Source organism: Stenotrophomonas sp. YJH_SMC_37 (genome assembly GCF_059370035.1).
In genome coordinates this window covers 1-22664 of the sequence record NZ_JCAFTG010000022.1, presented here as the reverse complement: position 1 = coordinate 22664, position 22664 = coordinate 1, and the positions used below count along the sequence as shown (strand labels likewise).

Annotated in this window: 23 protein-coding genes; 14 read left to right on the top strand and 9 right to left on the bottom strand. The window is 62.9% G+C overall.

The annotated features are described in order from the left end of the window. Positions 1-40 precede the first annotated feature (40 nt). From AC5P8J_RS19710 to AC5P8J_RS19670, 9 genes are all read right to left on the bottom strand, one after another. On the bottom strand, positions 41-511 hold the full coding sequence (locus tag AC5P8J_RS19710; RefSeq protein WP_251101753.1) for an outer membrane lipoprotein: 471 nt from the start codon (positions 509-511) through the stop codon (positions 41-43). Next, positions 508-1074 carry a putative periplasmic lipoprotein gene (locus AC5P8J_RS19705; RefSeq protein ID WP_019660305.1) on the bottom strand — a complete coding sequence of 189 codons (567 nt, stop codon included), beginning with the start codon at positions 1072-1074 and terminating at the stop codon, positions 508-510. The genes AC5P8J_RS19710 and AC5P8J_RS19705 overlap by 4 nt, the downstream gene beginning before the upstream one ends. A gap of 199 nt (positions 1075-1273) precedes the next feature. Continuing rightward, entirely contained in the window at positions 1274-3415 is a 2142-nt protein-coding gene (locus AC5P8J_RS19700) for a TonB-dependent receptor (RefSeq protein ID WP_134730817.1), read from the bottom strand. Between the two features lie 238 nt (positions 3416-3653). Then, the gene (locus AC5P8J_RS19695; protein ID WP_494533545.1) at positions 3654-5357 is read right to left on the bottom strand and encodes an ATP-binding protein; all 1704 of its coding nucleotides are present in this window, start codon (positions 5355-5357) and stop codon (positions 3654-3656) included. Between the two features lie 214 nt (positions 5358-5571). Beyond that, complete coding sequence (locus AC5P8J_RS19690; protein WP_134730813.1) at positions 5572-5754, bottom strand: hypothetical protein; 183 nt, start codon at positions 5752-5754, stop codon at positions 5572-5574. A 10-nt stretch (positions 5755-5764) separates the two neighbouring features. Next, the gene (locus AC5P8J_RS19685; RefSeq protein WP_019660301.1) at positions 5765-6013 is read right to left on the bottom strand and encodes a hypothetical protein; all 249 of its coding nucleotides are present in this window, start codon (positions 6011-6013) and stop codon (positions 5765-5767) included. Between the two features lie 253 nt (positions 6014-6266). Then, complete coding sequence (locus AC5P8J_RS19680) at positions 6267-6536, bottom strand: hypothetical protein (protein WP_019660300.1); 270 nt, start codon at positions 6534-6536, stop codon at positions 6267-6269. 196 nt (positions 6537-6732) lie between these two features. Next, the gene (locus AC5P8J_RS19675; protein ID WP_019660299.1) at positions 6733-7944 is read right to left on the bottom strand and encodes an MFS transporter; all 1212 of its coding nucleotides are present in this window, start codon (positions 7942-7944) and stop codon (positions 6733-6735) included. A gap of 246 nt (positions 7945-8190) precedes the next feature. Beyond that, positions 8191-8487, bottom strand: coding sequence for a hypothetical protein (locus AC5P8J_RS19670; protein ID WP_239502473.1), 297 nt, complete (start codon positions 8485-8487; stop codon positions 8191-8193). A 129-nt stretch (positions 8488-8616) separates the two neighbouring features. Between AC5P8J_RS19670 and AC5P8J_RS19665 the strand changes: the two genes are divergently transcribed. The 14 genes from AC5P8J_RS19665 to AC5P8J_RS19600 all read left to right on the top strand — a co-directional run bounded on the left by AC5P8J_RS19665 (position 8617) and on the right by AC5P8J_RS19600 (position 22662). Further along, on the top strand, positions 8617-8874 hold the full coding sequence (locus AC5P8J_RS19665; protein WP_019660298.1) for a hypothetical protein: 258 nt from the start codon (positions 8617-8619) through the stop codon (positions 8872-8874). Between the two features lie 36 nt (positions 8875-8910). Continuing rightward, a complete protein-coding gene (locus tag AC5P8J_RS19660; RefSeq protein WP_019660297.1) occupies positions 8911-10590 on the top strand; it encodes a type IV secretory system conjugative DNA transfer family protein in 1680 nt (559 codons plus the stop codon). Positions 10591-11014: 424 nt separating this feature from the next. Beyond that, the gene (locus AC5P8J_RS19655) at positions 11015-11461 is read left to right on the top strand and encodes a hypothetical protein (protein WP_021202791.1); all 447 of its coding nucleotides are present in this window, start codon (positions 11015-11017) and stop codon (positions 11459-11461) included. 89 nt (positions 11462-11550) lie between these two features. Beyond that, complete coding sequence (locus AC5P8J_RS19650; protein WP_019660295.1) at positions 11551-12606, top strand: VirB8 family type IV secretion system protein; 1056 nt, start codon at positions 11551-11553, stop codon at positions 12604-12606. After that, on the top strand, positions 12603-13382 hold the full coding sequence (locus tag AC5P8J_RS19645) for a TrbG/VirB9 family P-type conjugative transfer protein (protein WP_021202792.1): 780 nt from the start codon (positions 12603-12605) through the stop codon (positions 13380-13382). The genes AC5P8J_RS19650 and AC5P8J_RS19645 overlap by 4 nt, the downstream gene beginning before the upstream one ends. Then, positions 13379-14650 (top strand): TrbI/VirB10 family protein, encoded by a 1272-nt coding sequence (locus AC5P8J_RS19640; RefSeq protein WP_019660293.1) that lies wholly within the window; start codon positions 13379-13381, stop codon positions 14648-14650. The genes AC5P8J_RS19645 and AC5P8J_RS19640 overlap by 4 nt, the downstream gene beginning before the upstream one ends. A gap of 14 nt (positions 14651-14664) precedes the next feature. Continuing rightward, positions 14665-15708, top strand: coding sequence for a P-type DNA transfer ATPase VirB11 (virB11, locus tag AC5P8J_RS19635; RefSeq protein WP_019660292.1), 1044 nt, complete (start codon positions 14665-14667; stop codon positions 15706-15708). Positions 15709-15711: 3 nt separating this feature from the next. Further along, positions 15712-16695 (top strand): lytic transglycosylase domain-containing protein, encoded by a 984-nt coding sequence (locus tag AC5P8J_RS19630; RefSeq protein ID WP_171952776.1) that lies wholly within the window; start codon positions 15712-15714, stop codon positions 16693-16695. A gap of 73 nt (positions 16696-16768) precedes the next feature. Beyond that, positions 16769-17179, top strand: coding sequence for a TrbC/VirB2 family protein (locus AC5P8J_RS19625; protein ID WP_058981388.1), 411 nt, complete (start codon positions 16769-16771; stop codon positions 17177-17179). Further along, a complete protein-coding gene (locus tag AC5P8J_RS19620; RefSeq protein WP_019660289.1) occupies positions 17172-17480 on the top strand; it encodes a VirB3 family type IV secretion system protein in 309 nt (102 codons plus the stop codon). The genes AC5P8J_RS19625 and AC5P8J_RS19620 overlap by 8 nt, the downstream gene beginning before the upstream one ends. A gap of 81 nt (positions 17481-17561) precedes the next feature. Next, positions 17562-20000 (top strand): VirB4 family type IV secretion/conjugal transfer ATPase, encoded by a 2439-nt coding sequence (locus tag AC5P8J_RS19615; protein ID WP_155029776.1) that lies wholly within the window; start codon positions 17562-17564, stop codon positions 19998-20000. Positions 20001-20059: 59 nt separating this feature from the next. Further along, positions 20060-20857: a hypothetical protein gene (locus AC5P8J_RS19610; RefSeq protein ID WP_019660287.1), complete on the top strand. Its 798-nt coding sequence runs from the start codon at positions 20060-20062 to the stop codon at positions 20855-20857. Positions 20858-20936: 79 nt separating this feature from the next. Further along, positions 20937-22091: a TrbL/VirB6 family protein gene (locus tag AC5P8J_RS19605; RefSeq protein WP_494540143.1), complete on the top strand. Its 1155-nt coding sequence runs from the start codon at positions 20937-20939 to the stop codon at positions 22089-22091. A gap of 58 nt (positions 22092-22149) precedes the next feature. Continuing rightward, the gene (locus AC5P8J_RS19600; RefSeq protein ID WP_346469577.1) at positions 22150-22662 is read left to right on the top strand and encodes a DUF4189 domain-containing protein; all 513 of its coding nucleotides are present in this window, start codon (positions 22150-22152) and stop codon (positions 22660-22662) included. Positions 22663-22664 lie beyond the last annotated feature (2 nt).

The following is a 22664-nucleotide window of genomic DNA, read 5'->3' as shown; positions in this document are numbered from 1 at the left end:
GGCTGGAGCGATGCCCCTGGCAGGAGGGGCACCACGGGTACTACGGAGCAGCTTTCGGTTGACGCGGATCGGCAATGATCCGCGAGGGGGATCCATACAGCACCAAGACCCGCGTGCCGGTGCTGAACACCGGGTCCGGGCCCTGCACAACGGTCATCAGATTGCCGTTCTCCGTCTGCACCACGTACTCCAGGCCCTTGGCCTGGGAGAGTGCGCGTTCAGAGGCCGCACCGGCAATCGCGCCTGCCACCAGGCCGCCAATGGCGCCGATGGCCGCTGCCTGGTCGCTGCCGCCGATGGTGGAGCCGGCCACCCCGCCAGCCGCAGCGCCGGCAACGGCTCCGCCTCCCTGCGAACCGTCGATACTGACCGCGCGAACGCTGATGACCGTACCGCCCACCGTGCGGTTGACCTGTCCCACCGAGCCGATGGAGTAACTGTCGGTGCGCACGTTGGGTGCGCAGGCCGTCAGCATTGCCGCCACCGAAGCGGTCAGCAACGGGCGTCTCACGGCGCTTCCTGCTTGTTGGGGAACATCGGCTTGGTGATGTCCACGGTCTCCAGCGCCTGCAGGAACTGGGCGATGTTGTTCTGCGCCGAGCGGCTGATGGATTCGCGAGCGCGAATGACACCGGCAAATGCATAGTTGAACGGCACCTCGCCGGAAGCGCTGACGTCCTGGGTGTAGACGATGCTGCCGGTGGCACGATCGATCAGCTCATAACGGGCGATCGTCTTTGTGGTCATCGATGCCCCGAAACTGGGAATGTCAATGGCCAGGATCTTCACCGACAGGCTCAGCTTCACCGGTGCATCGTCGCGGAACACCGCCATCTTGTTCAGTGCTTCGGTCAGCGCGTTCTGCCACATCTGCGGCACTTCGTGCTGGGCCTGCGCCGGGATCTTGCCTTTGGCCTCGTCCGGGCGTGCCAGTGTGACCGTCAGCGACTTCAGCTCACCGTCGATCTTCTTGCTGCTGACCCCGACGTTCGGCACCGAGAAATTGAGCGGCGGATTGGTGGTGCAGCCCACCAGCGACACAGCGAGGATCGCTGCGAACAGAAACTTCTTCATCCATTTTCCCCTGTGGTTACGCTGAAACATCCATGGTGTGTCTCGTGCTCGTCCGCAACGTCCGTGCTGCACCGCGTGCTTTGCCGCCGGCGACCTGCTGGTGTGGCTGAACGCGCGAAAGCATACCTGAATCGGGGGCGCATGCGCGGCCCGCCCCGCGGCTCGCCTGAATTCCTAAAAGGGGGACCGGAGGAATGGCTCAGAAGCGGTAGGCCGCCTGCACATACACCCGTCGCGGCTCGCCCGGGAAATGCCCGTTGCGCTCGATGAAGCCGCTGGCCGCGTACACCTTGTCGAACAGGTTCTTGACGTTGGCCTGGAACTGCCACTGCTTCCACGTGGTCTTCCAGCTCATGTCGAACGCCGTGTAAGCCTTGACCGTCTGCCCATCCAGGCTGACACGCTGGCCCACATGGTCGGCGCCGAAGCCAATGGCCGAATTGATCGACGGCAGGTCGTAGCGCGTCCACAGGCCGAGCTTGTTGCGTGGCGCATTCGCGAAGCGGTCTCCGGAGGCATTGGTGATGCCGTTCGGGCCGGCATCCTTCACCCGTGCGTCGTTGTAGGCGTAGGTCAGGTTCACCACCCAGCGCTCGGTCACGTCGGCCAGCAGGTCCAGTTCCATGCCCGTGCTGCGTACCAGGCCCAGCGCGGCCAGCTGGTTCACGCCGTCCCGCACTTCGCCGGTGGCCTGCACGATCTTGCTGCGGTCGATGCGGTAGGCCGCCATGTTCAGGGTCACACGGTCGGCCAGCAGGGATTTCAGGCCGATTTCCCATTGCCTGCTGCGCTCAGCGTCGAAGGGCCCACCGGCTGCCGGATTCTGGTTGGCGGCACTCTGCGGCACGAAGCCGCTGGCGATGTTGGCATACAGGTTCACGCCGTCCCGGACGGTAAAGGTACTGCCCAGCCGCCAGCTGAGGTCGTTGCCATCCACGCTGCCACCAGTGATGCGATCGTCGTCCTGGAAACCATCCCAACGCAGTCCGGCCAGCACATGCCAGCGCGTGCCCAGTGCCAGCTCATCCTGCAGATAGCCACCGTAACGCTTGCTGCGGGTGGCGGTGCTGCGCCAGGGCAGGGCGACCAGGTTGTAGTCGTGCCAGGTGCTGGCGCCATAGACCGGGTTGAACAGATCGATGCCGCGCACCGGACCGGCGCCGCGTGCCAGGTCGGCACTGTTGGCGGTCTGCGCGGTGAAGTCGGCGTCGAGCTGGTAGACGTCGGCGCCGAACAGCACCTTGTGTTCGATACGGCCGGTGTTGATCCGCCATACGGCATTGCCGCTGGCGGTGAACGCCTCGTTGTCGCGGATCTGGTTGCGCAGCTGGCGCGTCATCCACTCGGCCACGCCATCGCGGTCACGGTCGATCAGCCCCATCGGTTCGTGGTACATCTGGTGCTCGTTGTTGCTGAACCAGCGCGCAGCAATATCCACGTCCAGCGTATCGAGCGGTGCGAAGCGATACTGCGCCAGCGCCACCCTGGCGCGCATGTCGAGGAAATCACTGGCCTCGTTGTGGTTCCATCGCCGGTCGGTCAGGAAGGTGCCGGCATCGTTCACTGGGACGCCCCGGAGCCGGTTGCCGCCCAGGTTCTGGGTGATGTCGGTGAACTGCAGCACCAGCTCGCCGGTCTGGCCAACGTCGAAGGCCAGTGATGCATCGCCGATCACGCTTTCGCTGTCGGCGTTCCAGCGCACGCCCTGCTCGCTGTCGGCATAAAGGCCGGCGCGATAGCGGATGCTCCCGCTGGCATTCAGCGGGCCGGTGCCTTCTATCGATCCGGCGCGGAAGTCCTTGTCGCCTGCCTGCAGTTCGATGCGGCGTTCGGCGGTGGCCTTGGGCTTGCGCGTCACGTAGTTGATGACACCGCCCGCATCACCACCGCCGTACAGCGCACCGGCCGGGCCCTTCAGCACTTCCACGCGTTCGATGTTGAACAGTTGCGGCACCGAGAAGCCTGCATAGGGATCGCCGCGCAGGCCGTCGTAGAGCACGTTTTCCTGGCGGAACCCGCGCAGGGTGACGCCGGCATAGCTGAAGAAGCTGATGCCGCTGATGCTGCGATACAGGTCGGTGACCTGACGCGCGGCCTGGTCGTCGATCAGCTCGCGCGGCACGACCTGGATCGACTGCGGTACCTGCTCCAGAGGCGTGTCAGTGCGGGTGCCGACAGCGGCATCGTTGGCGCGGTACAGGGTCTGCGCGCGGCCGCGGACTTCCACTTTGTCCAGATCCTTCGGGGCATCAGCGGAGGCCTCGGAGGCCAGTGCAGGCGTCGCCAGGGAAAGGGACAGCGCCGCGCAGAGCGCGTTCTTCAGAAGGGCGGGAAGGGGCATGAGGGAGTCAGGATGGGCTGCAAATGAGAAAGATTAGCATTTGCAAAGGTTCGTGGCCCATCCCCCCTGGTGCGCTGTGGAGACGCAGGCTCGGGTGGGTGTACGGTGTGCCCGGCAAAGCCACCCGCACACCGGTACGGCCCCCCACGTGCCATCAGCGGTGCGAGGTCGGCGACAAAGCGTCCGCGCTGGAGTCCTCACTGGAACGCGGATTCGGTTCGCTTCAGCAACGCGCCCGCTAGGGCGATGCCACCACGGCCTGCGCGCGGCGCGCGGCCTCGGTCATTACCGAGGCCAGCTGCTTCAACGAGTAAGGCTTGCGCAGCAGGGTAAAGCCGTGGCCCGGATCCCGGGCAAGCAACTCGCTGTAGCCGCTGGTGAGGATGATGGGGAGCTCTGGCAGGCGGTCGCGGATGGTGCGGGCCAGATCCAGGCCGTTCATGCCCGGCATCACGACGTCGCTGAACACCACGTGGAAGCGCGAGGCATCCCGTTCCAGCTCCGCCAAGGCCTCGTCTGCATTGCGCGCAAGCATCACGCTGTAATCGAGCTCGCGCAGGGCGCCAACCGCAAATTCGGCCACGTCGACGTTGTCTTCCACCACGAGCACGCAGACGCCGTGGCCATGCTGCAGCCCCGATTGCGCCGCCGGCCGTTCCGTCGTTTCTCCTGCCTGCGCCAGCGGCAGGTACAGCGTAAAGCGGCTACCGGCGCCCGCCTGGCTCTGCACGTCCACCTCGCCTTCGGACTGCTTGACGAAACCGAACACCTGGCTGAGACCGAGCCCGGTCCCGGCACCGACGCTCTTGGTGGTGAAGAAGGGCTCGAAGATGCGGTCGACCACTGCAGGGTCGATGCCTGCGCCGGTATCGGTGACACTGATGGCAGCAAAGTCGCCCTTCATCGGGGCGGCGAAGCGCACCGAAGGCACCGCAGTGACCTGCTCCACTTCGATGGTCACCCTGCCGTGCCCGTCGATCGCATCGCGGGCGTTGACCGCGATGTTGATCAATGCGGTGTCGAGTTGGGTCCGGTCCAGCAGCACCGGCAACGGCGTACTGGGCAACGACAACGATACCTGGATGCGCGCGCCCAGAACCGTGGTGATGATATCCGAGAGCGCGCGCACGCTTTCGCACAGATCGAAGACCTCCGGCGACAGGCTCTGGCGGCGCGAAAATGCAAGGAGTTGCGCGGTCAGCTTGGTGGCGCGGTCCGATGCTGCTGCAATGGCCTGGATGTAGCGGCGTCGGTTGTCATCTGCCGGCCACGTGTGCAGGAGCATGTCCACCGAACCGGTGATGACCTGCAACAGGTTGTTGAAGTCGTGCGCCACGCCGCCGGTAAGCTGGCCGATCGCCTCCAGCTTCTGCGACTGGCGCAGCTGCTCGCGGGCGCGTACCAGTTCCAGGTGGGCTTCCCGCGCCTGCTCGGTGATCGCCGCGACCTGCCGGCTGTGCAGGTCGCGCTCGATCACCCGTTCGGTCTGCTCGCTCACCACGCACAGGATGCCGGCCACACTGCCGCAGCCGACGCGCAGCGGTGAATAGGAGAACGTCCAGAATGTTTCGCGCATCGAGCCGTCGCGATCCATCATCAATGGCAGGTTCTTGAAGCTGCGGCTGGTGCCGGCAAAGGCATCGTTGACCGCCTGCGCAACGTCCGGCCACACATCGGCCCAGACATCCTCCAGGCGGTTGCCCATCGCGCCGTGCAGCTTTCCTCCCAGCAAGGGCAGGTAGGCATCATTGAAGAAGAAGGCCTTGTCTTCCTTGCCCCAGGCGAGCCAGAGGGGTTCGGGCGAATCCAGGATCATCGCCAGCAACGTGCGAAGCTCGGCGGGGGCGCTGGCAGCATTGGCCGAGCGGGCCCAGTCGCTGTCCTGCAGCAGTCGGTAGGCGAGCTGATCGGGTGCAGAGACAGGCAGGGGAAAAGGATGCATGGCCGCCGATGGCGCAGGAAGGTGGCGCAGCATAGCCGAGCGCGTGTCATGGCGCCCTGCACACACCGGCATGAAGGGCATCGCCACTTTGCGGTAGATGGGGCAGCGTTGCGCCTGTGTCCAGCAGGTTGCTGCTATCGCGGCGCCGCGCGCTGCTCACTACGCCCGCGGACTGCGCCGCACGGAGGGCGCGAAGGCGGCCTGATCGGCGCGTCTAGTCCTTGCGTCCCGCTAGCGCGGCCAGGGCGTCGCGGCCGGCGTCGGTGAGATCGATATCCCCGTCTTCCGCCTGTACCGCCAAACCCGCGTTGACTGCCCACGTCGCCGCGTCGCCGCGCACCGGCTGCGCAGCGGCGATTGCCTCCAGGATCTCCCGCTGTTGCGCCGTCATGCCCATGAGCCGGCCCTCAGATGCCCAGCAACGAGGTCGGTTGCCAATCCGACAGCCTGGCGTGGCTGACCGGTTGGTGGCAGCCGCACTCGTCGCAGCGGAACAGTGCTCCACCCGGAAGGTGAACCAGATTGTCTTCGCTGGCCGAACTGGTCGAGGAGCAATGCCGGCAGGTAACAGTGAGCGCAGTGATGCGCTGCACGCCGCCGGACAGATCGAACACGGCCTCGAATGCGCGAATGACAGGATGGGCAGTGTCCGGCATCTGGATCTCGACAGGGCAGGGAGGTTGGGAAATCGCATCGTCGCGCGTTGGCCGTGATGGCGCAGTCAGCCAGATGCATGGACACGATCAAGACAGGCGCGGCAATGGGGAGCGGTTCCTTTTCAGGGATCCTTTCCAATCAGGTCCCACGGCTTGTCACAGCCGTCGCGCTCGCTTGATCACACTCCACGCCCTTGTTGCAGCGGGTCCCGCAGGACAATGAAGGCGGCAGAAGAAGTCCCGCCCTGCCGGCTCAGGCGATGCAGATCATCAGTACCGTGCACAGCACCAGCATCAGCACGAACACACGCCGGCTCAGCGCCAGGCACGCCAGATAGGCGGCCAGCGCCCATGCAGCCAGCAGCGCGCAGGCCACCAGCCACAGCCCGATGGCCATCACCGATCCGGCCGCCAATGCAGATAACGCGATGGCCTTGAACAGCGCCACGCCCAGCACACTGCCCAGCATGCCGGCCTGCAAGGCAATGGCATCGTGGTGGGCAGGAACGCGGTGGTGGCGCATTGCGGGTCCGGTGCAGGCCGAGGGGCGTCGGCTGCACTTTGCCCAAAGGCACATCCACGAAATGTGTTCATTGCACCCGAAGCGCGTGGTCGAGCATCCTTGGTGGAACACCCCTCGGCAGATTGCAGGTGCTGCCGGTACGAAGCGCCGTGCTGGTCAAGGCGCTGGCATCCACTTGCCTGTGAATGCCGGTTCTTCAGTGGCTGCCGGCGACGGCGGCCTTACGCTTCCTGTCCAGTGACACCGCCACGCACCACAGCAGCAGGCCGCCAATGGCAGTGGCCGCACCGACATAGCCGGTGCTGGCCGGGCTGAAGCCGGCGCTGATCGCCATGCCGCCCAGCCAGGGGCCGAGCGCATTGGCGGTATTGAACGCGGCGTGGTTGGAGGCGGCCGCCAGCGTCTGTGCTTCACCGGCCACGTCCATCAGGCGGGTCTGCAGCACTGCCGCCAGCGCGCCCATGGTGCCGACGGTGATGATCATCGGGCCGATCGTCCACACGGACTGCGCGGCCAGCGGATACAGCAGCAGCATCAGGATCGACCACAGCAGGACCACGGCGGCGGCCTTGAAGTGGAACCTGTCCACCAGCCAGCCACCGGCGATGTTGCCGATGATCGCGCCGATGCCGAACACGCCCACCGCCAGCGGCATCCACGATTCGGCCACGCCGGTGACCTGCACCAGGGTCGGAGCCAGGTAAGTGAACACGCAGAACATGCCAGCGAAGCCGACTGCGCCGATTGCCAACGCCAGCCACACCTGGGACGTGTTGAAGGCGCGCAGTTCGCGCATCGGCGAGGTGCGCACCTCGTCCGGATCCGGCAGCAGGAAGCGGGCGATCATCGCCACGGTGGCGATGGCCAGCACGCTGACCAGGGCAAAGGCGGTGCGCCAGCTCAGCTGCTGGCCCAGCCAGGTGGTCAGCGGGTTGCCGACCAGGATTGCGATCGACAGGCCCAGCAGCACCCGCGACATCGCCTGGCCGCGCTGGCCGGCAGGGCTGATCGCCGCGGCCACCAGCATCGCAACGCCGAAGTAGGCGCCATGCGGGAGGCCGGCGACGAAGCGTGCCGCCAGCATGGTGCCGTAATTGGGTGCCAGCGCGCTGGCGAGGTTGCCCACCGCGTAGAAGCCCATCAGCGCCAACAAGAGCTTGCGGCGCGGGAAGCTGGCACCCACGAAGGCGAGGATCGGCGCACCGACGACAACGCCGATGGCATAGGCGCTGATCAGGTGACCGACCTGCGTTTCGGAGATCGACAAGCCGCGACTGATCTCCAGCATCAGGCCCATGCTGGCGAACTCGCTGGTCCCGATGGCGAAGCCACCCAGAGACAGGGCGAGGATGATCAGGGTGCGCTGACGGGGCGTCAGCCGCGCAGCCAGGGAAGAGGTGGGGCTCATGCGGGGGCGCGACGGGGCGGGGGAGCCCCCCATTGTACTGCTGCACCGCAACAAGGGCAGCAGCGCTCAGGTAAATCAGCGTTCGATCAGTGACACGCCGCCCCCCGCTGTCCGTGCGGCCTGGTCAGATGCCCAGCGCTGCCCGGGCGTGCGCGTACTTGCCGCGCAGGCGCCCGGCCGTCGCCGTGTCGAGCATCGCCAGGCGCTGCGGATCGGCGTTGTCATCCAGATCGGCCCGCTTCACCTTCAGTGCCAGCGGTGCGCGGCAATGCGCGCGTAGTAGCTGTCCGCGTCGGGGGCCGCGGCGCGCTTGAGCAGGTGCAACGCCTCGCGCAGCGGGGCGGGGAATGCCTCGATGCGTGCGGCAAACGCCGGGCAGTCCTCGGCCACATCATGCAGCCACGCCACCACTTCGGCGTCATCGTCGCCGCGCACCGCAGCCGCCACCCGTGCCACATGGCCGATGTAAGGCTGGCCGGCCTTGTCCATCTGGCCGGCGTGCGCCTCGGTGGCCAGGGTGCGGGCAAGTGCTACCCAGTCCATATCGGTCTCGTTGGATATCGGCGCACAGTTTCGCGCAAAAGCAGGAGCGGTTGTCGATGCGGCGATGACACTGCGATGGGCATGATGGCTGGGCAGGGGCGCGGCGTCGCCCCGAGGAGGAGGAGTTCGATGCAGGAATTCAGGCATGTGCTGGAAACCCGTGGCCGCTACCAGCTGGTAGCGGTGTCCCACGAGCCGGTGTACGCTCCGGGCGATGTGGTCGGCCATGCGGTCGTCGCCGACGATGGGGATCGTCTGACCGACCTGGTATCGCTGGCCGAAGCGCGCCAGTTGCTGTTGCAACGGGTGCGTGAAGAGGGCGAAGAGCCCGGGCTGGAGAACGAAAATCACCTGCGGAAAAAGGCGTCGCGCTGGCGCCGCCGCTAGGCCGTCGCGCCCTCGTGCGCATCATGGAGGATTCGGGTGTTGCCCAGTAAGAAGTATCTGCTCATCGCCATCATCACGCTGGCGACCCTGCTGCTTGGTTTCGTGTTTTCCGGCTACCTGACGCTGCTGTTCCTGGGCCTGGATACCAAGCTGTTCACCTGGAACACCTACTACCAGTACTTCAACGCGCTGGACCAGCCACAGGTCGCGCCCTTCGTTGGCAAGATCCGATGGGCCGGCTACGTGGGCTTCGGCCTGCCGCTGCTGGTATTGGTGGTGACCGGCCTGGTGCTGCTGCTGAAGAAGGACAAGCGCTCGCTGCACGGCGATGCACGCTTTGCCACCGGCGCCGACCTGGCCAGGCATGGCATGTTCAAGAAGACTGGCCAGAGCATCGTGGTCGGCAGCCATGGTGGCAAGCTGGTGCGCCTGGATGGCCAGCAGTTCGTCATCCTGGCCGCGCCCACCCGCTCGGGCAAAGGCGTGGGCGTGGTCATCCCGAACCTGCTGGAGTACGGCGAATCGCTGGTGGTGCTGGACATCAAGCAGGAAAACTTCGACCTGACCAGCGGCTGGCGCGCCAGCCAGGGTCAGGAAATCTACCTGTTCAATCCTTTCGCCGAGGACCGGCGAACGCATCGCTGGAATCCGCTCAGCTACGTCTCCGACGATCCGGCGTTCCGCGTCTCGGACCTGATGAGCATCGCTGCGATGCTGTATCCGGATGGGGCCGAGGACCAGAAGTTCTGGGTCAGCCAGGCGCGCAACGCGTTCATGGCCTTCACCCTGTACCTGTTCGAGAACTGGGACGACGAGCGCAGCAGCGGTTTCCCGGGGGGCGCCGGCACGCCCACGCTCGGCGCGGTGTATCGGTTGTCCTCCGGCGACGGGACCGACCTGAAGAAGTACCTCAAGACCCTGTCGGAGCGGCCGTTCCTCAGTGCCAACGCACGTTCGGCCTTCGCCAACATGCTGTCGCAGGCGGACGAGACCTTCGCCTCGATCCTGGGCACCTTCAAGGAGCCGCTGAACCCCTGGATCAACCCGGTGCTGGACAAGGCCACCAGCAGCAACGATTTCCTGCTGACCGACGTCCGCAAGAAGAAGATGACCATCTACATCGGCATCCAGCCGAACAAGCTGGCCGAGAGCCGGCTGATCATCAACCTGTTCTTCAGCCAGCTGATCAACCTCAATACCAAGGAACTGCCCAGGTCCAACCCGGACCTGAAGTACCAGTGCCTGCTGCTGATGGACGAATTCACCTCGATCGGCAAAGTCGAGATCATCGCCTCGGCGGTGTCCTACATGGCTGGCTACAACATCCGCCTGCTGCCGATCATCCAGAGCATGGCCCAGCTCGATGCCACATACGGCCGCGAAGTCTCGCGCACGATCATCACCAACCATGCCCTGCAGATCCTGTACGCGCCGCGTGAGCAGCAGGATGCCAACGACTATTCGGACATGCTGGGCTACACCACGGTGCGCAAGAAGAACGTCACGCATGCCAGAGAGAAGACCCACAACTTCACCGAAGAGCGGCGTGCACTGATGCTGCCGCAGGAGCTGAAGGCGATGGGGCCCGACAAGGAAGTGTTCCTCTACGAAGGCATACCGCATCCGGTGAAATGCGACAAGATCCGCTATTACAAGGATCGCTATTTCACGTCCAGACTGCTGCCGAAGGTCGATGTTCCGATGCTTAACGTCTAATTCACGACGCTAAATTTGTGACTTGGATTCATATTCACTGAAGTGAAAACGTGAGGTAAGTCAAGAATTCGGCATTTGTTCATAGATTTTCAGACTTGTCTGACATGGAATTGACGCGTGGTTGTGCGACCCTATGTCTGTCGTCCAGAAATGTGTGCTGGATGTCAAAGATGTGGCAGTAGGGTGGCCAGGAGTTTGTGCCATGGAAACAAGGATGGTTTCGACGTTGGTGAGGTATGCGGGTGGGTTGTCGGCTATGTCCGGCGGCCCCGCAACTTGGTTGGCAGCCGTTGGCTGCAGGGGAGCCGGAGTGGGTGTGCCGCACGCAGCGCATCCCTCTGATTCCGGCGTGCGCGATGCAGCGCCGGACGACCAGGGGACCAATGCTCGGGACTGCTTTTTCGTACGTCAAAGTGAAGCCCGTATGAATCAGGCGTTTATCGCGAAAATGTCCATCGCCGCAGTGGCGGCGTTGATGGTGGCCGGTTGCGCCACCAAGTCCGCTCCCGATTTCGGAGGCCGCTGGAAGCCGGTCAACCGCTTTGCTGCGACAACGACCGAAATTCCGCTGTACTCCAGCTACGTCTACCAGGCCTCGCCGATGGATGGCACGCTCAAAGCCATGCTCGAGCGCTGGGCCAAGGATTCCGGGCGCACGCTGGACTACCGCCTCAGCTCGGATTTCACCCTGTATGGCGCGGTCTCGAAGATCGATACGACCAACGCGCAGCAGGCCGTGATCGATCTGACATCGGCCTATTCGGCGCAGGGTATCTCGGTCTCCATCGTTGGCAACCAGATCGTTGTGCAGAGCGCTGGCTCGACGCCGACCGCGTCGGCGCAGGGCGCTGATTCCAACAGCGGCACCTGAGTCCACCTCGAAATCATCGAACGTGCCGCTCCCCGCGCCTGTCGCAGGGGTGCCACGCCCATTGATGTTTCAGCAGTACGGAAGAATCCATGTTCCGCAAGAAGGATCCCGGCAATAGCCCCAAGGTCGAGCAGTCGGTCGCCAAGGCGGTCAGCTACGAGATCACCGTGGCCGACATGGCACGCCGCAGCGAGCGGCGTGCATGGTGGGTCGCCACAGGCTCATTGCTGATGTCGCTCGCACTGGCGGGCGGCTACTACTACATGCTGCCGCTGAAGGAAAAGGTGCCGTTCCTGGTGATGGCCGATGCCTACACGGGTACGGCGACCGTCGCGCGGTTGAGTGGCACCTTCCAGGGCGAGACGATCACCACCAACGAAGCGATCAATCGCAGCAACGTCGCCCAGTACGTGCTCGCGCGCGAATCGTATGACTCGGCGGTGATGGGCCTGCGTGACTGGGAACTGGTGTTCGTGATGTCCACCGATCCGGTGGCGCAGTCCATGCGTGTCCGCTATGCCGGCAACAATCCGCAGAACCCGTTCGTGATGTACGGTCGCGAGCGCGCCATCCGGGTCAAGATCCTCAGCATCACGCCATTGGGTGCCGAGCCGAACGGCAGCTTCCGCGGCGCTTCGGTGCGCATCCAGCGCAGCCTGCTGGACAAGCGCACCGGCGTCTCTACCTACCTGGACAACCAGCTGGTGACGATGCGCTTCGAGTACAACCAGAACCTGGCGTTGTCCGAACAGGATCGCATCCTCAATCCGCTGGCCTTCCAGGTCACCGAGTACCGCGTCGACAACGACTATTCGCGTGGCGTGCCGGTGCCGGATGACGGTGCCATGCAGGCGCAGGCGCAGCAGGCCGCACAGGCGGCGCAGCAGGCACAGGGTGTCTACGATCCCAACAATCCGGCCGCAGCCACCATGATCGACCCGGCCACCGGCCAGCCGGTCGCGGTGCCAGCCAACGGCCAGGTACCGGGCCAGGCAATGCCGGGACAGCCTGTACAGGGCCAACCGATGCCGGGTCAGCCGGTGCAGGGGCAAGCAATGCCGGGGCAGGCCATGCCCGGACAGCCGGCCATGAGGCCGGCGCAGAACAATTCCACCGGAACTGCTGATGGAGCAAGCAACCGATGAGTAGTCGAAATATCAGGGGAAGCGCGCTGGCGCTGCTGTCGATGTTGTCGTTGCTGTTCTCAGCAGCGGCGATGGCGCAGGCGGTTGACCACTACGAGTACGAGAAGGACCGCATCTATCCGGTTCGCACCGGCCTGGGCCTGACCACCCAGATCGAGTTGAGCCCGAACGAGAAGATCCTCGACTACAGCACCGGCTTCAGCAGCGGCTGGGAACTGACCCGTCGCGAGAACGTGTTCTACCTCAAGCCGAAGAACGTCGACGTCGACACCAACATGATGGTGCGCACCGAGACCCATTCCTACATCTTCGAACTGAAGGTGGTGGCCACCGACTGGCGCCAGCTGGAGCAGGCCCGTCGTGCAGGCGTGCAGTACAAGATCGCCTTCGTCTATCCCAACGACACCGTGTTCGGTGTCGCCCAGGAAGCGGTGGAGGAAGAGGCCAAACCGCTGTTGAGCTCGGAACTGGCCAAGGACCGCCAGTACAACTTCAACTACTCCTATTCGACCAGCAAGGCGAAGAAGATGGGGTGGCTGATCCCGGTCAACGCCTACGACGATAGCCGTTTCACCTACCTGAAACTGCCGAATTCGCCGGAGTACAAGACCGGCATCTTCCCGGCCGTGTTTGGTCGTGAAACGGAATACGGTGAAGACTTTGTGGTCAACACCACGGTTGAAGGCAATACGCTGATCGTGCACGGGACCTACCCGTACCTGGTCATCCGCCACGGCGACTTCGTCGTCGGCCTGCGAAGGAACGTGAAGAAATGAGCCAGCAGAACACTCCCGGAAACGACCCGAACAATGGACGCGACGAGAGCCAGAGCCCGTACGGCGCACAGGGTGCCGCGGACGCGCCGTCGAATCCCTACTTCGGCACGGCCCAGGCCGAGCCGGCGCCGGATCTGGACGCGGCCGCGCCGCAGCTGCGCTCGGCCGAAGAGCAGCGGCTGAACCGGAAGGCGCTGCTGTTCCTCGGTGGCATCGTGTTGCTGTTGGTGGCCATGGGCTTCCTGCTGTTCCGCAAGGGCCAGGATGACAAGGACGCTGCACAGAAAGTGCCGGAAGTCGCGCGTGTGTCCACGCCGACGCTGCCGGACGCTGTGCAGACGGATCCGGTTCCGTCTCAGGCGATGCAGCCCGTTGACCCGATTCCGATGCTGCCGCCGCCGCCGTCCGGGCCTACTCGCGCAGAACCGGCCTTCAGCATGAGCGAGCGCGAAGCCCCGCGGGGTCCGACGCTCGCCGAGCGCCGGATGGGAGCGTCGGGGAACGGCTTCGTTGGTGCTGGCGACAGCGCGGGCGGTGATGGGCAGGGGGGCCAGGAAGACGAGCTGACCCGTACCCTTCGCCTCCAGGCCCAGATGATGGGTGGACAGCAGAATGCAGCGCCGGCCCGGGTTCGTCGCGGCCCCGATGTTGATGACGTGTCCAATGCCAGCTACATCCGCAGTCCCGATGCGCTGCTGGTGCGGGGTACCTACCTGCGTTGCGTGCTGGAAACCCGCATCATCACCGATATCGCGGGCTACACTTCGTGCCTGCTGACCGAACCGGTGTACTCGATCAACGGCCGCAATCTTCTGCTGCCGAAGGGCTCCAAGATCTATGGCGCCTATGGCGGCGGTCCCACCGGCAAGCGGGTGGAAGTGATCTGGGATCGCATCACTACGCCGAATGGTATCGACGTGGCCATGTCCAGTCCGGGCGTGGATCAGCTGGGCGGCGCCGGGCATCCGGGCCAGTACAGCGCGCACTGGGGCAGCCGTATCGCCTCGGCGCTGATGATCAGTCTGCTGGCGGATGCGTTCAAGTACGCCGCTGCAGAGCATGGCCCGGAAACCACTACCGTGGCGAATAACGGCATGACCATCCAGTCGCCCTATGAGAGCGCCACCGCACGCACCATGGAGCGCTTGGCCAATGAATCGCTGAGCCAGCGTCGTCCGCCGACCGTCACCATCAACCAGGGCACGATCGTGAACGTCTACGTTGCAAAGGACGTTGACTTCACCAACGTGCTGAACCCCCGCCGGTAACCCAACGAACGATCATGGACGCCGAAGTGTCCCCCCTCGCCCTCGTCTCCAGCGATTTCCTGCGCTATCAGTACGAAGTGCTGGGCATCGCCGAGTACATGACTTCTCCGGAAGTGACGGAAATCTGCATCAACCGTCCCGGCGAGCTGTACCTGGAAACCCGGGCGGGGTGGCAGCGGGTGGAGGTGCCGAGCCTGACGTTCGAGCGGGCCCGGCAGTTCTGCACGGCAGTGGTGAACGAGAGCAACACCGGCCAGCGCATCACCGATGCCGATCCGGTGGTGTCGCTCACGTTCCCCACCGGCCAGCGTGCGCAGTTCGTGATTCCGCCGGCCTGTGACGCGGGGAAGGTGTCGATCACCATCCGTTTGCCTTCCAAGCACACCAAGTCGCTCACGCAGTATCACGAAGACGGCTTCTTCAACCAGATTCTGGAAAGCGACGGCAGCATCAGCGAGCAGGATCGCGAACTGCTGGAGCTGCGTCATTCGCGAGAGTACGCCGAGTTCTTCCGGCGTGCGGTGATGTACCGCAAGAACATCGTGGTATCCGGCGCGACCGGCAGCGGCAAGACCACCTTCATGAAGGCGCTGGTCAACCATATCCCGGACAACGAGCGCCTGGTCACCATCGAGGACGCACGCGAGCTGTTTCTGACCCAGCCCAACGTGGTGCACCTGTTGTATTCCAAGGGCGGGCAGAGCACCAGCAATGTGACGGCCAAGAGCTGCATGGAAGCCTGCCTGCGCATGAAGCCCGAACGCATCATCCTGGCCGAGCTGCGCGGTGACGAAGCGTTCTACTTCATCCGCAACTGCGCGTCCGGCCACCCGGGCTCGATCACCAGCTGCCATGCCGGCAGCCCGGAGCAGACCTGGGACCAGCTGGCGCTGATGGTGAAGGCTTCAGCCGAAGGTTCGGGCCTGGAGTTCAACGTGATCAAGCGGTTGTTGATGATGACCATCGACATCGTCGTGCATATCAAGGCGCATGCCGGCTCGCGCTACATCACCGGCATCGACTTCAATCCTGGGCGTGCCCAGGGGCAGGAGGGCTGACCAATGCTGCCAGGACTGGAAATGATGGCGTGCCCGGAAATGGCCGTCTCGATGGACGTGATGCAACACGTCATCAACGTGGAGTCGTCGCGCAACCCGTATGCCATCGGCGTGGTCGGCGGTGCACTGGTGCGTCAGCCCAAGGCGTTGGATGAAGCGCTGGCGACGGTGCGCATGCTGGAAGAGAAGGGCTACAACTTCTCGATCGGGTTGGCCCAGGTCAATCGCTACAACCTGGGCAAATACGGGCTGGATTCCTACGAGAAGGCCTTCCAGCAGTGCCCGAACCTGCAGGCCGGTTCGCGCATTCTCGCCGAGTGCTACAAGCGCTCCGGTGGTGACTGGGGCAAGTCGTTCAGCTGTTACTACTCGGGCAATTTCGAGACCGGCTTCCGTCACGGCTACGTGCAGAAGATCTACGACTCGATCCGCCGCGGCCAGCAGGTCGCCAGCAATGGTGTCGCACCGATCGACGTGGTCAGTCGCGGTGAGCGCCGTGCAGTGAAGGTCGAGCATCATCCGCAGCTCGCTTCGCCGGCGCAGGCGCGCATCGTTGCACAGTCCAATGGCCCGGTGTACGTGCCGTCGGAAGATCCCGCACGCGCCTATGTCGTATACCCGTCCCCCGGTGCGATGGCGCGGGGCAGTCTGCTGAATCTCGCCGACCAGGCGCTGTCCAAGGTGGTGCTGGGTTCGGTGGACAGGATGATGCAGCCCCAGGCGCAGCCCAACCAAGAGGCCACCTATCCCCAGCAACAGGCCGGTGGCATGCCGCAGCAGCTGCCCAAACAGCGTGCTGCGCAGGCGATGGCCATGCCGCAGCAGTTGCCGGGCGCTGCCGGTGCCACCAATGAGGGGCCCGTGATGCTGCGGCCCTGGAGCGAGCGGAACCAGCCTGTAGCGGGTGCCGACAATTCGTACAACGCGCCGGTGCAGACCGCACCGGTGCAGCAGATTCCCGCAGGGGATGCGGCCTTCGTGTTCTGACGAAGTCGTGGTGCGGCCAGTCCCCCGGCTGGCCGATTCAGTTGTGTTAGTCCATCAACAAGGAAATCAATCCATGAAGCGATCCAATCTCGACCTCGTCCAGGCCCAGCGCACGCTGAAGACCCTGCTGATGGCCACGGTTTTCGTCGGCGCCATGTTCGCCCCGCAGGTCTTCGCCAACGGTGCCGTCGACTTCGGCGGCACCGACAAGAAGGTGTGCGGCTTCTTCAACAACATCAACGGCCTGCTGAACATCGCCTCGATCGCCGTGGTCACCATCGCGGTGATCTTCGCCGGTTATCAGATCGCGTTCGCGCACAAGCGCATCGCTGACGTTGCACCGATTCTGATCGGCGGCGTGCTGATCGGCGCTGCGGGCCAGATCGCGCGCATGCTGCTGGGTGATGGTAGCGACGGCAAGTGTGGTGGTGGCACCAGCACCTCCTACCTGATCAACCATGTGATCCAGTACTACAGTGCATAAGAACGTCGTGTTCCGCGGCTGCACGCGCCCAGCGATGTTCCTGGGCGTGCCCTATCTGCCATTTTTCATGGTGGCAGGTGGCTTGCTGCTGCTCAGCATGTACACGAACTTCTGGTTCCTGCTCACCATTCCGGTGGCGGTCTTCATCATGCGGCAGATGGCCAAGCGTGACGAAATGATCTTCCGCCTGTTGGGCCTGCGCCTGATGTTCAAGCTGAAAGTCCGCAACGTGCAGGAACACGATGGCATGTGGGTGTTCAACCCCAACCATTACCGCGACAAGCCGGCCCGAATGGATTGAGGTCCGGATCCGGCCTGGCGGGCGTCCGCGCCCGTCGGGTCTGTTGAAACTTTTTGGCAGTACCTCTTTGGAAGCAGTCGTATGTTCAGCCCAGACACCTCCATCAGCGAGTTCATTCCATTGTCGTCGCACGTCGCCCCGAACGTGGTCAAGACCACGGGCGGCGACTACCTGCTGACCTGGCATCTGGAAGGGCTGCCGTTCGTCGGCCGTGAGGAGTGGGAGCTTGAGCATCGCCACAACACGTTCAACCGCCTGCTGCAGACGCTGCGCGCGCCGGATTTCGTCAACGTCGCCTTCTGGGTGCACGACATCCGTCGTCGCCGGACCCTGAAGGGCAGGAGCAACTACAAGCAGCGCTTCAACCAGGATGTGTCCGATCAGTACATGGGCATGTTGTCCTCACAGCGCATCATGCAGAACGAGCTGTACCTGACCATGATCTACCGCCCCGTGGTGGCGGGTAAGCGTTTCGTCGAGAAGTCGGCGAACGTGGACAAGCTGCGCGCCGAGCAGGAGCAGGCAGTAGAAAAGTTGATGGAGCTGGCCGGCAACGTCGAGGCCGTCATCCGCGACTATGCGCCGTACCGCCTGGGAATGTACGAGGCAAAGAACGGCGTGGTGTTCTCTGAAACGCTAGAGCTGTTCGGCTACCTGATCAATCGCATCGACGAGCCGGTGCCGGTGCTGTCGGCACCGATCAAGGACTACCTGCCAGTGAGCCGGCACATGTTTTCGGCCAAGACCGGTGACTTCGTCATCAACACCCCCAACGGTGCCAACCACTTCGGCGCCATCCTGAACATCAAGGAATATGCTGAGGGAACGTACCCGGGCATCCTCAACGGCCTGAAGTACCTGGACTACGAGTACGTCATCACCCATTCGTTCAGCCCGATGGGGCGCCAGGACGCGCTCAAGGTGCTCGACCGCACCAAGGGCATGATGATCTCCTCCGGCGACAAGGCGGTCAGCCAGATCGTCGAGCTGGACCAGGCGATGGATCAGCTCTCGTCGGGCAATTTCGTGCTCGGCGAGTATCACTTCATCATGGCGGTCTACGGCGACAGCCAGGCCAAGCTGTCACAGAACGTGGCCACGACGCGCGCCGAGCTGTCCAATGCCGGTTTTGTGTCGACCAAGGAAGATCTGGCCGTCACCTCGTCCTTCTATTCGCAGCTGCCAGCCAACTGGCGCTACCGCACCCGCCTGGCCAATGTCAGCTCGCTGAACTTCCTGGGGCTGTCGCCGCTGCACAATTTTGCTACCGGCAAGCAGCACAACAACCCGTGGGGCGACTGCGTCACCACGCTGCAGACCACCAACGGCCAGCCGTACTACTTCAATTTCCACGCGACCCATCCGTCAGAGAACTCGTTGGGCGAGAAGGCGATCGCCAACACCATGGTGATTGGTAAGTCGGGTACCGGTAAGACTGCGCTGATCAACTTCCTGCTCAGCCAGGTGCAGAAGTACGAGCCGTCGCCGACCATCTTCTTCTTCGACAAGGACCGTGGTGCGGAGATCTTCGTCCGTGCCTGCGGTGGTAACTATCTGGCTCTGGAGAACGGCGCGCCGACCGGCTTCAACCCGTTCCAATGCGAGAACAATGAAGCCAACGTTCAGTTCCTGGCCGACTTGATCAAGGTGCTGGCCGGCAAGCGTGAGTACAGTGCGCGCGAGGAAGAGGACATCTACCGCGCAGTGGAAAGCATGCTCGATACGCCGATGCACCTGCGCAGCATGACCAACTTCCAGAAGAGCCTGCCCAACATGGGCGACGATGGGCTCTATGCACGCATGCGCCGCTGGACCTCGGGCAATTCGCTGGGCTGGGTGTTCGACAATCCGGTGGATACCGTTGACCTGAGCAAGGCCAACATCATCGGCTTCGACTACACCGACATCATCGACAATCCCGAAGTGCGCGTGCCGGTCATCAATTACCTGCTGCACCGCCTGGAGTCGTTGATCGATGGTCGTCCGCTGATCTACGTGATGGACGAATTCTGGAAGATCCTGGACGGCGAGGGTGGCCTGAAGGAATTCGCGAAGAACAAGCAGAAGACCATCCGTAAGCAGAATGGTCTCGGCATCTTCGCAACGCAGAGCCCGGAGGACGCGCTGAAGAGCGATATCTCTGCCGCCCTGATCGAACAGACCGCCACGCTGATCCTTCTGCCGAACCCGAATGCCAGCAAGAGCGACTACATGGATGGCCTGAAGCTGACCGAGGCCGAGTTCAGGGTGGTTACCGCCCTGGACGAGCGCTCGCGCTGCTTCCTGGTCAAGCAGGGCCATGCGTCCAGCGTCTGCCAGCTCAACCTGCGTGGGATGGACGACATCCTGTCGGTGATCTCGGCCTCGACCGACAACATCGACATCATGCATCGGGTGTTGCAGACGGCTGCAGTCCGCAATCGGATCACCGTGGACGAGCTCACGCCGGAACAGTGGTTGGAAGATTTCTACAAGAACCGGAAGGGTTCGGGGAAGGAACCCCGTTCCGACGCTGCCTGATGGCAGCGCAAGCAGGAGACAGGCAAGTGGATGTCAATCTGAACAACAGGAGTTTTGCCATGAACATCGTCAAGCGTCGGGCCAGCGCCCGCAAGGTACTCAAGCCGGTGGCCAAGGTGCTGGGTGTTGCCTTGGCGCTGTCTGCCACCAATGCTGGGGCATTTGGTCCGGTGCAGGAAACCGGTCCAGCGCTGATGCAGCACATCTGGAACCAGTTCAATACCCTGCAGTCCAAGGTGCAGGAGAAGACCCAGTTCGTCAGAGAAAATACACAGTGGCTTCAGGACTGGAACCAGACCATCAAGGAGTATGGCGAGATGCTGGTTCAGGTGCAGGGTATCGTCAACAACTTCGGTCTTCCTTCCGCTGCACAGCTGACGCCCGTTTCGCCCAAGTACCTGGTCGCTGAAACCTGTGGCACGGGCGCAGATTTGAAAGACATGCTGCCCAACATCATTTTCAATTCAAAGGGCGACTGGAAGAGCCAGCAGACGCAGATCTGCGTGAACATCCGCATGATGCAGAATCGCAAATACAACGATGCGGTTTACTTCATGCAGACGACCGGGCCTGCGTTCCTGAAGAGCATGGATGACATCGCGCAGTTGCGTTTTGGTAGCAATCGGCTCGGTGACATGAACGCAGTGGCGAACGACTCGATGCGTACTGCGAACGAAATGAACGCAACGATCAAGAACTTTGAAGCCCGGATCAAGGCATACGACGCCTACATCGATGTGATGGAGGCCAATCAGAAGGTCGTGGCCCAGTCTGCGCTCAAGGGCGATCCAACCAAGACCGTCATCAGTGACCTGGTCAAGACAGCAGCGCTGAAGACGGCGTTGTCCATCGACTGATGCGTGGAATGAAGCACCTGAGGTTCGAGTCCCTACGGGGCGCCTCAAGCGATAGCGGTATCACCAAGGGAATGTGGGTATGACGATCAGGTCGATTGCCAACTTTGATTTTTCGGGCGGATTCCAGGATTTGATGGGGCACGTGGCGCGCGTCCAGTCGGTCGGCGACTTCGTTTTCTTCAAGCTCATCCTGGACTATCTGCGGGAGCGAATCGGCAAGTTCGGCTTCGACGTCATGGACAACATGATGGCGTGGGTGGGCGGAATGGCGCTGACCCTCATGACCTTGTGGGTCCTCATTCAGGGCTATCGTATCGTCACCGGACGCAGCCGCGATTCGATGATGATCTTGGTGACCAACATGGCGCGCGCCGCACTTATCGTGGCTGTAGCGACAAGCATGGGCATGTTTGGCCGGGATCTTCATGAATTCCTGACCGAGGACGTGAAGGGTCTCATCACCCATGTCGTTACCGGGAAGGATCAGAAGCCCGAGGAGCAGATCGACAAGAGCTTGGCCTGGATGCAGGTTGCGCTGTCCAGTGTGGATGGAATCAAGATCCTGAATGACCCGGGGCTGCAGGAAGACAAGACACGAGCCATGTGGTTCATCGGCTTGGGTACGGGCGGCCCGGCGGTGACTGCTGGCTCGATGCTGTTGCTCTATGAGGTCGCGATGGCGTTGTTCATCGGTTTCGGCCCACTGTTCATCCTCTGTCTGTTGTTCGATCAGACCAAACAATTGTTCCAGCGATGGCTCTTCTACGGAATCGGGACCATGTTCTCGATGGCGGTGCTGTCGGCAATGGTGTCCATTGCATTGGATATGGTGATCCGCGTGTCTTCCTCGTTCTGGGCGACGGCGCTGGTGAACAGGTTCCTGCTTGACGGGGCCTCCAGCGACGGTATGACCAGTCAGGCGATGCAGCAGGGCGGCATGGGCCTGATTCTGACGACCTTGATTCTGACTGCGCCCCCAATGGCGGCCATGTTCTTCCAGGGCACCTTGGGTAGCTTCATGGCATATTCGCAGATAGGTGGTAGCCCGGTGGCTCAGGCACCGGGACCGAGTGGGCAGCCGCCGGGTAGCTATTACGCTCCTCCGAAGCCTTCTAGCAGTACTGAGGCTCCGACGGCGGGTCAGGATGCGGCTTCCGGGACAGCTCGCATGACTTTGCCGCAGAACTCAGCGCCAACGATTCACGACACAGGCCTTCGCGGAGTGAATCGTTAACTTGATGCGTCGCCCGCAAGTTGGCGCAAATTCTTGATCTGCTGTCGAGTGGTTTCTTATGAGAATGAATAATTTTCTATTGCTGATTCTTCTGTTGCTTGCCCCACTAGTTGCATATGGGGAGGGGCGCTGCCCGCCAGGTCAGTATCCGATTGGCGGGCAGGGTGCGGGAGGCTGTGCCCCGATTCCAGCCTCTCAGGGTGAGGGGAGTTCCGGGCCGCGTGCGATAGGGAAGTGGATCAAGACCTGGGGAGCCATATCCCGTTCTGTTGTGACCGGTGATGTGGGAGCTTCGGTTGGAAAGAGATCAAAGGCGGAGGCCGTCGCTGAGGCTCAGTCCCGCTGTGCGACATATGGTGCGAAAGATTGCTCTGTAGGGATAACGTATAAGAATCAGTGCGTCGCTTACGCGGATCCAGCTCCGGGTTCTAGTGGATTGATTTCAATGGCCGGCGGCCCAACGAAAGAGGCCGCTTCCACTGAGGTTCTGAAGTACTGTGCTGCTCACGGCGGTGGGCAGTGCACGATCAAGTACACGGATTGCAGTGAGCCGATCTTCCAAGAGTTCTGATT